Raw genomic sequence first — 8,040 nt, 5'->3', positions numbered from 1 at the left:
CATCTCACCCGTGGTCCACGATGCCGGGATGTCATCGACTCGCCTTGTCGCCCTGCTTGGTGCTGCCGCGCGGCAGCAACGACAGCTGCGCGACCGGAGCCAACGTCAGTTGGCCGCGTTGGCCGCGTTGGCCGAGGTCGACCAGGCCGCGGTGGCCCGGTCCGAACGCGCCCGATCACTCCGCCCGCGACCCCGCGACCCCGCGACGTGAAAGAGAGCCCGAGTAGAGCTTTGCCTCCGGGTCGCCCGACGCGCCGTCGGGCGCGCGGGGCGACCGGGCAGGGCGGGCACACCAAGACGTTGAATGTTATCGATAACACTGGGTGGTGGCCCGGCTTCGCGTCGGGTGGGTCGCCCTCCGGCGGCGCTCAGCCAAGAGCCAGCATGGTCGTCGATGGCTGCCAAGCGGGTTCGAGCACGCGACAGTGACGCCTCGGGAATGTTATCGCTGCCATCATCTCCGGGGGAGAAGTGGCCGCTATCGGACGGCGATGTCGCAATGTGCGGCGGACCAGACCTGTCACGTCGCCCTGTTGGCGGCTCTCCGGGCGGCGTTCGTACCCGGCGCGGGCCCCAATCGTCGGATGGTTGCCGCAGTTGAGGGCGAAATGGTGATTCTGGGCCGGTTTGCTATCTACCTCCCGAGTCGGCCCGCCTTTCGCGTTCCGTTACGGAGCTGTTGCGGGTAGATGTCTTGACGAGGCTGGATGTGAGCGTTAACACTATCCCCGTTAACGGTGGAGGTGAACATGAACCGTGTGGACGGAGCTGACGACCGCTACGTCGTCGGTGTCGACTATGGCACCCTGTCCGGGCGAGCTCTGGTGGTCCGTGTCGGCGATGGTGCCGAGTTGGGGACCGCGGTGCACGAGTACGGCGATGGCGTGATCAGTACGGCTCTCCCGGGAGGCCGAACGCTGCCCCCGGACTGGGCCCTGCAGAACCCGCAGGACTACCGCGACGTGCTGAGGTACGCCGTCCCGGCGGCACTGTCCGCCGCGGGGGTGGACCCGGCGGCGGTGGTCGGCATCGGCATCGACTTCACCGCCTGCACCGTGCTGCCGACGCTCGCCGACGGCACCCCGCTGTGCGAGACGCCCGAGCTGCGCGACCGCCCGCACGCCTGGGTGAAGCTGTGGAAGCACCACGCCGCGCAGCCGCACGCCGACCGGATCAACGCGCTCGCCCACGAGCGGGCCGAGCCGTGGATCGGCCGGTACGGCGGCAAGATCTCCGCCGAGTGGCAGTACGCCAAGGGCCTGCAGCTCCTGGAGGAGGACCCGGAGGTCTACGACCGGGCCGAGCGCTTCATCGAGGCCGCCGACTGGATCGTCTGGCAGCTCTGCGGCACCGAGACCCGCAACGTCTGCACGGCCGGCTACAAGGGCATCCTGCAGGACGGTCACTACCCCTCCGAGGGCTTCCTGACCGCTCTCAACCCCAACTTCGGCGACTTCGTGGCCAAGCTCGACGGCCCGTTGCTGCCCCTCGGGGCCCGGGCCGGCGCGCTCACCGCCCAGGCCGCCGCCTGGACCGGCCTGCCGGAGGGGATCGCGGTGGCCGTCGGCAACGTCGACGCGCACGTCACCGCGGCGTCCGCGCAGGCGGTGCAGCCCGGTCGGCTGGTCGCCATCATGGGCACCTCGACCTGTCACGTCGTCAACGGCGCGGAGGTCGCCGAGGTGGCCGGCATGTGCGGTGTGGTTGATGGGGGCATCAGCCCCGGCGCGTGGGGTTACGAGGCCGGGCAGAGCGGTGTCGGCGACATCTTCGGCTGGTTCGTCGAGCACGCCGCCCCGGCCGGCGTCGACTCGCACGAACGCCTCACCGAGCTGGCCGCGAGTCAGCCCGTCGGCGCGCACGGCCTGATCGCGTTGGACTGGTGGAACGGCAACCGTTCCCTGCTGGTCAACCACGACCTCAGCGGGATGATCGTCGGCATGACCCTGGCCACCCGGCCGGCGGACATCTACCGGGCCCTGCTGGAGTCCACCGCGTACGGCACCCGGATGATCATCGAGGCGTTCGTCGACGCCGGAGTTCCGGTGAACGACCTGGTGATCGCCGGTGGTCTGACCAACAACGCGCTGCTGATGCAGATCTACGCCGACGTGACCAGGCGACCGCTTAACATCATCGCCTCGGCGCAGGGGCCGGCGCTGGGCTCGGCGATCCACGCCGCCGTCGCCGCCGGTGAGTTCCCCTCGATCCACGAGGCGTCGCAGGCCATGGGTCGGGTGCACGAGGCCGTCTACCGTCCGGACCCCGAGCGGGCCCGCGCCTACGACGCCCTCTACGCCGAGTACCGGACGCTGCACGACCACTTCGGTCGTGGCGGCAACGACGTCATGCTCCGCCTGCGGGCGATCCGCAACGCGGCGGTCGAGACCGCCGCGACCACCCACGATGCCCCGTTGGAGGTGGTGGCGTGAACGCCGAGGTGACCCGACAGATCGCCGAGCTGCGCGAGACCGTGGCCCGCCTGCACGCCGAGCTGACCCGGTACAACCTGGTCGCCTGGACGTCCGGCAACGTCTCCGCGCGGGTCCCCGGCCAGGACCTGATGGTGATCAAGCCGAGTGGGGTGAGCTACGACGACCTCACCGCGGCCACGATGGTGGTGTGCGACCTCGACGGCGTTCTCGTCGAGGGCGACTTCGCCCCGTCCAGCGACACCGCCGCCCACGCCTACGTCTACCGGGCCATGCCCGAGGTCGGCGGGGTCGTGCACACGCACAGCTCGTACGCGACCGCCTGGGCCGCGTGTGGGGAGTCGATCCCCTGCCACCTCACCGCCCAGGCCGACGAGTTCGGTGGGGAGATCCCGATCGGCCCGTTCGCGCTGATCGGCGGTGACGACATCGGCAAGGGCATCGTCGCCACGCTCGCCGGGCACCGCTCGCCGGCGGTGCTGATGCGCAACCACGGCGTGTTCACCATCGGCCGTGACGCCCGCGCGGCGGTCAAGGCAGCGGTCATGTGCGAGGACGTGGCGCGTACCGCGCACCTGGCCCACACCCTCGGGCAGCCGGTCCCGATGGCGCAGGCCGACATCGACTCGCTCTACGACCGCTACCAGAACGTCTACGGCCAACAACCAGTCGCACCGGCGGGTTCCTGACCCTGCACCGAAGACCCGGGACCCGTCGGTCTGCACCACGACGCACCAGCACGCACCACCCGCGTACGCCGCTTCTCGCACCTCTGCGGTCGGCGCGGTTACCCACCACATCCAGCCAAGGAGATTCGATGGGAAAGATGCGAACGCAGTCCGTTCGGTGGCGCGCTGCCGCGGTCCTCGCCAGCGTGCTGCTGGTCGGCGGCGTGGCGGCCTGTGGCAACAGTGACACCGGCGGTGGCGGCGGCACCAAGGACGACGGCAAGATCACCATGGGCTTCTCCCAGGTCGGTGCGGAGAGCGGATGGCGTACCGCCAACACCATCTCGATCAAGGAGGCCGCCACGGCGGCCGGCATCGAGCTGAAGTTCGACGACGCGCAGCAGAAGCAGGAAAACCAGATCAAGGCGATCCGCAACTACATCCAGCAGAAGGTCGACGTGATCGCCTTCTCGCCGGTGGTGGAGTCCGGGTGGGACACCGTGCTCAAGGAGGCGAAGGACGCCGGCATCCCGGTCATCCTGACCGACCGCTCGGTGGACTCGGCCGACAAGTCGCTGTACAAGACCTTCCTCGGCTCGGACTTCGTCAAGGAGGGCAAGCTCGCGGGTGAGTGGCTGGTCGAGCAGAAGAAGACCGCCTCGGGTCCGGTGAACATCGTCGAGCTGCAGGGCAGCACCGGCGCGGCACCGGCCAACGACCGCAAGAAGGGCTTCGCCGAGGCGATCGCCGCCAACCCGAACCTGAAGGTCATCGCCTCTCAGACGGGTGACTTCACCCGGGCCGGCGGCAAGCAGGTCATGGAGCAGTTCCTCAAGGCCAACAAGCAGATCGACGTGTTGTTCGCGCACAACGACGACATGGGCCTGGGCGCGCTCGAGGCGATCACCGCCGCTGGCAAGGTGCCGGGCAAGGACATCACCATCATCACGATCGACGCTGTCAAGGACGGCATGCAGGCTCTCGCCGACGGGAAGTTCAACTTCATCGCGGAGTGCAGCCCGCTGCTCGGCCCGCAGCTGATGGACCTGGCCAAGAAGGTCAAGGCCGGCGAGACGGTGCCTGCTCGGATCGAGACCGAGGAGACCACCTTCACGACCGAGCAGGCCAAGGAAGCTCTGCCCAACCGCAAGTACTGATCGACGACGGGGTCGCCGCGTTCGCGTGGCGGCCCCGCCGCGTCGCTTCCCTACCCGAAACGGACCGGGCTTGGCCCGCGACGACCCCCGTACCACGCCCGCCCGAGCGTCCCCCACGGACGACCGGGCGGGCGTGGCGGGAGCGTAGCGGCCCTTCCGTGTCGAGAACCCAGAAGAGGTCTGATGGGATGACGGATAGCCGTCCGGTCCTGACGATGACCGGGATCAGCAAATCCTTCCCCGGGGTGCGCGCACTCCATGACGTCAACTTCCGGCTCTTCCCCGGCGAGGTGCACGCCCTGATGGGCGAGAACGGCGCCGGCAAGTCCACGCTCATCAAGGTGCTCACCGGCGTCTACGACACCGATGGGGGCGCGATCACCCTCGACGGCGAGGCCGTGTCGTTCACCGGTCCGATGCAGGCGACCGCGGCCGGTGTGAGCACCGTTTTCCAGGAAGTCAACCTCTGCACCAACCTCTCGGTGGCGGAGAACATCTTCATCGGCCGGGAGCCCCGGGTCTTCGGCGCCGTCCGCTGGGGCGAGGTTCGCCGCCGGGCCCGAGACCTGCTCTCCCGCCTCGACCTCGACCTCGACGTCAGCGCGCCACTCGGCTCGTACTCGCTCGCGATCCAGCAGATGGTCGCCATCGCTCGCGCCATCGACATCAAGGCCCGGGTGCTGATCCTGGACGAACCGACGTCCAGCCTCGACGCCAGCGAGGTGGCGCAGCTGTTCCGCATCATGCGGCAACTACGCGACGAGGGCATCGCCATCCTGTTCGTGACCCACTTCCTCGACCAGGTCTACGAGATCGCCGACCGGATCACCGTGCTGCGCAACGGCGGGCTCGTCGGCGAGTACCTCACCACCGAGCTGCCCCAGCTCTCCCTGGTCGAGAAGATGATCGGCAAGGAGCTCGACGTCCTGGAGGGCATCGAGGAACACTCCCGGCGGGACCTGGCCGCGCTGGAGGAGGGCACCCCCCTGGTGGCGGTGTCGAACTTCGGTCGGGCGGGGGCGGTCGAGCCGTTCAGCCTCACCATCCACGCCGGCGAGGTGGTGGGCCTGGCCGGCCTGCTGGGCTCGGGGCGTACCGAGGTCGCGCGGTTGTTGTTCGGCGCCGACCGGAGCGACGGCGGCCAGGTGGCGATCGACGGCACGGCGAGCGGCCTGCGCACCCCCGCGCAGGCCATCGACCACGGCGTGGGCTTCTGTTCGGAGAACCGCCGGGCCGAGGGGATCGTCGCGGACCTCTCGGTCCGCGAGAACATGATCCTCGCGATGCAGGCGGCCCGCGGCTGGCTGCGGCCCATTCCGCGTCGCCGCCAGGACGAGCTGGTCGACAAGTACGTCAAGGCCCTCAACATCCGACCCGCCGACCCGGAGGTGCCGGTCCGCAACCTCTCCGGCGGCAATCAGCAGAAGGTGCTGCTGGCCCGGTGGTTGATCACCGAGCCGCGACTGCTGATCCTCGACGAGCCGACCCGGGGCATCGACATCGGGGCTAAGACCGAAATCCAGAAGCTCGTGACGCAGCTGTCCGACGGGGGCATGGCGGTGCTGTTCATCTCCGCCGAGCTGGAGGAGGTGCTGCGCCTCAGCCACAAGGTGGCCGTCATGCGGGACCGGCAGATGGTCGCGCAGCTCGCCAACGACGAGAGCCTGGACGCCGACCGCGTCATGCAGACCATCGCCAGCGGATCCCACCGGGAGGAGGCAGACCGATGAACGACACCATGAGCCGCTATCGGACGATGATGGGTCACCGGCTGTTCTGGCCCGCCGCCGTGCTGTTCGTCATGCTCGCCGCGAACACGATCTACCGGCCCGGGTTCCTGTCCGTCGAGCTCAAGGACGGGCACCTGTACGGCACGCCGGTCGACATCCTTCGGCTGAGCGCACCGCTGATCCTCGTCGCGCTGGGCATGACCCTGGTCATCTCCACCGGCGGCATCGACCTGTCGGTGGGCTCGCTCTGCGCGATCAGCGGCGCGATCGCCTGCATGTACATCAGCAAGCAGCCCGACCAGAACAGCCTTGGCGTGGTGGTGACCGCCCTCGCGATGGCGATGGGCGTCGCGCTCGTGCTCGGTGCCTGGAACGGGGTGCTGGTGGCCGTGATCGGGATCCAACCGATCATCGCCACCCTGATCCTGATGGTCGCCGGTCGAGGTCTCGCCCAGCTGATCACTGAGGGCCAGATCATCACCATCAACTCCGAGCCGTACCGGGCGATCGGCCTGGGCCACGCGTTGACGCTGCCGCTGGCCATCTTCATCGCGCTCGCCGCGGCCCTGCTCGTCGCCGCGTTCACCCGTCGCACCGCACTCGGCATGATCATCGAGTCGGTGGGCGGCAACGCCATGGCCAGCCGGCTGGCCGGCATCCGGTCCGGCCGGGTCATCTTTCTGGCGTACGTGATCAGCGCCGCGTGTGCCGCGGTCGCCGGTTTCATGATGACGGCGAACGTCTCCAGCGCCGACGGCAACGCCGCCGGCCTCTGGGTCGAGCTGGACGCGATCCTCGCTGTCGTCATCGGCGGTACGTCCCTCGCGGGCGGCCGGTTCTTCCTGAGTGGCACGATCATCGGCGCGCTGATCATCCAGACCCTGACCACCACGGTGTACGCCATGGACATCTCGCCGCAGACCTCGCTGCTGTTCAAGGCGGTCGTCGTCATCGCCGTCTGCCTCATCCAGGCGCCGGCCTTCCGGGCCCGGTTCAGCCGACGTAGGCGCAACGTCCCGCCGCCCGCCACCATCGCCGACAAGCCGAAGGAGCAGGTGCCGGCATGACCACTGGAACGCTTACCGCCGGTCGTACCCGGTTTCGGCTGCCGAGGAAGCAGATACCGGTCCTGGCGACGCTCGCCCTGCTGTTGGTGATGTACGGCATCGGCGTCTCGCAGTACACGGCGTTCTCCAACGTCCAGGTCATCTTCAACGTCTTCATCGACAACGGCTTCCTGCTCGTCGTCGCGGTGGGCATGACCTTCGTGATCCTCACCGGGGGCATCGACCTGTCGGTCGGTTCGGTGGTCGCGATGACGGCGATGGTGTCGGCCGCGCTGCTGCAGGACGGCATGCCGGCGGCGCTGGTGCTGGTCATCGCCCTGCTCATCGGTCCGACGCTCGGCCTGTTGATGGGCTGCGTCATCCACTTCTTCGAGATCCAGCCGTTCATCGTGACGCTCGCCGGGATGTTCTTCGCCCGGGGCATGTGCACCTTCATCTCCGGCGCGTCGATCCCGATCACCGACGGGTTCTGGACCTCGATGTCGCAGGAGCGGATCGGGGACCCGCGGGGCAACTTCGTGTCGATCAGCGTGCTGATCGCCTTCGTGGTGGTCGTCATCGCCGCGTACGTGCTGGCCTACACCCGGCTGGGACGCAACGTGTACGCCATCGGCGGCAACCCGCAGTCGGCGCTGCTGATGGGCCTGCCGGTGGGGCGGACCCGGATCGCCGTCTACACGATCAGTGGTCTGTGCTCGGCCATCGGCGGGATCCTGCTGTCCTTCTACACCCTCTCCGGCGCGCCGCTGATCGCCGTGGGGATGGAGCTGGACGTCATTGCCGCCGTCGTCATCGGTGGCACTGTGCTCACCGGCGGCGCGGGTTACGTCTTCGGCACGGTGCTCGGCGTGCTGGTCCTCGGCGTGATCCAGACTCTCATCACCTTCGACGGGAGCCTCAACTCCTGGTGGACCAAGATCGTGATTGGCGGTCTGCTCTTCGCGTTCATCCTGCTTCAGCGCCTCATCGGAATCCGTTACAAGTGA

6 protein-coding genes and 1 pseudogene are annotated in these 8,040 nt (G+C 68.6%); all 7 read left to right on the top strand.

The window, feature by feature from the left end:
- Positions 1 to 211, top strand: a pseudogene (locus AB0B68_RS27245) (hypothetical protein); the annotation flags it as partial.
- A 538-nt stretch (positions 212 to 749) separates the two neighbouring features.
- Entirely contained in the window at positions 750 to 2,432 is a 1,683-nt protein-coding gene (gene araB / locus AB0B68_RS27240; protein ID WP_357205443.1) for a ribulokinase, read from the top strand.
- Complete coding sequence (locus AB0B68_RS27235; protein ID WP_238686382.1) at positions 2,429 to 3,121, top strand: L-ribulose-5-phosphate 4-epimerase; 693 nt, start codon at positions 2,429 to 2,431, stop codon at positions 3,119 to 3,121. The genes araB and AB0B68_RS27235 overlap by 4 nt, the downstream gene beginning before the upstream one ends.
- A 137-nt stretch (positions 3,122 to 3,258) precedes the next feature.
- Entirely contained in the window at positions 3,259 to 4,257 is a 999-nt protein-coding gene (locus AB0B68_RS27230; protein ID WP_357205465.1) for an ABC transporter substrate-binding protein, read from the top strand.
- Positions 4,258 to 4,445: 188 nt separating this feature from the next.
- Positions 4,446 to 5,987, top strand: a complete 1,542-nt coding sequence (locus AB0B68_RS27225) for a sugar ABC transporter ATP-binding protein (protein WP_357263646.1) — start codon at positions 4,446 to 4,448, stop codon at positions 5,985 to 5,987.
- Positions 5,984 to 7,054: an ABC transporter permease gene (locus tag AB0B68_RS27220; protein WP_355006878.1), complete on the top strand. Its 1,071-nt coding sequence runs from the start codon at positions 5,984 to 5,986 to the stop codon at positions 7,052 to 7,054. The genes AB0B68_RS27225 and AB0B68_RS27220 overlap by 4 nt, the downstream gene beginning before the upstream one ends.
- Positions 7,051 to 8,040, top strand: coding sequence for a galactofuranose ABC transporter, permease protein YjfF (yjfF, locus tag AB0B68_RS27215; RefSeq protein ID WP_355006877.1), 990 nt, complete (start codon positions 7,051 to 7,053; stop codon positions 8,038 to 8,040). The genes AB0B68_RS27220 and yjfF overlap by 4 nt, the downstream gene beginning before the upstream one ends.

The organism is Micromonospora sp. NPDC049049 (assembly GCF_040649115.1).
Taxonomy (GTDB): domain Bacteria; phylum Actinomycetota; class Actinomycetes; order Mycobacteriales; family Micromonosporaceae; genus Micromonospora.
Note: the sequence above shows the minus strand (reverse complement) of the source record. Positions and strands in the feature narration are given on the sequence as shown.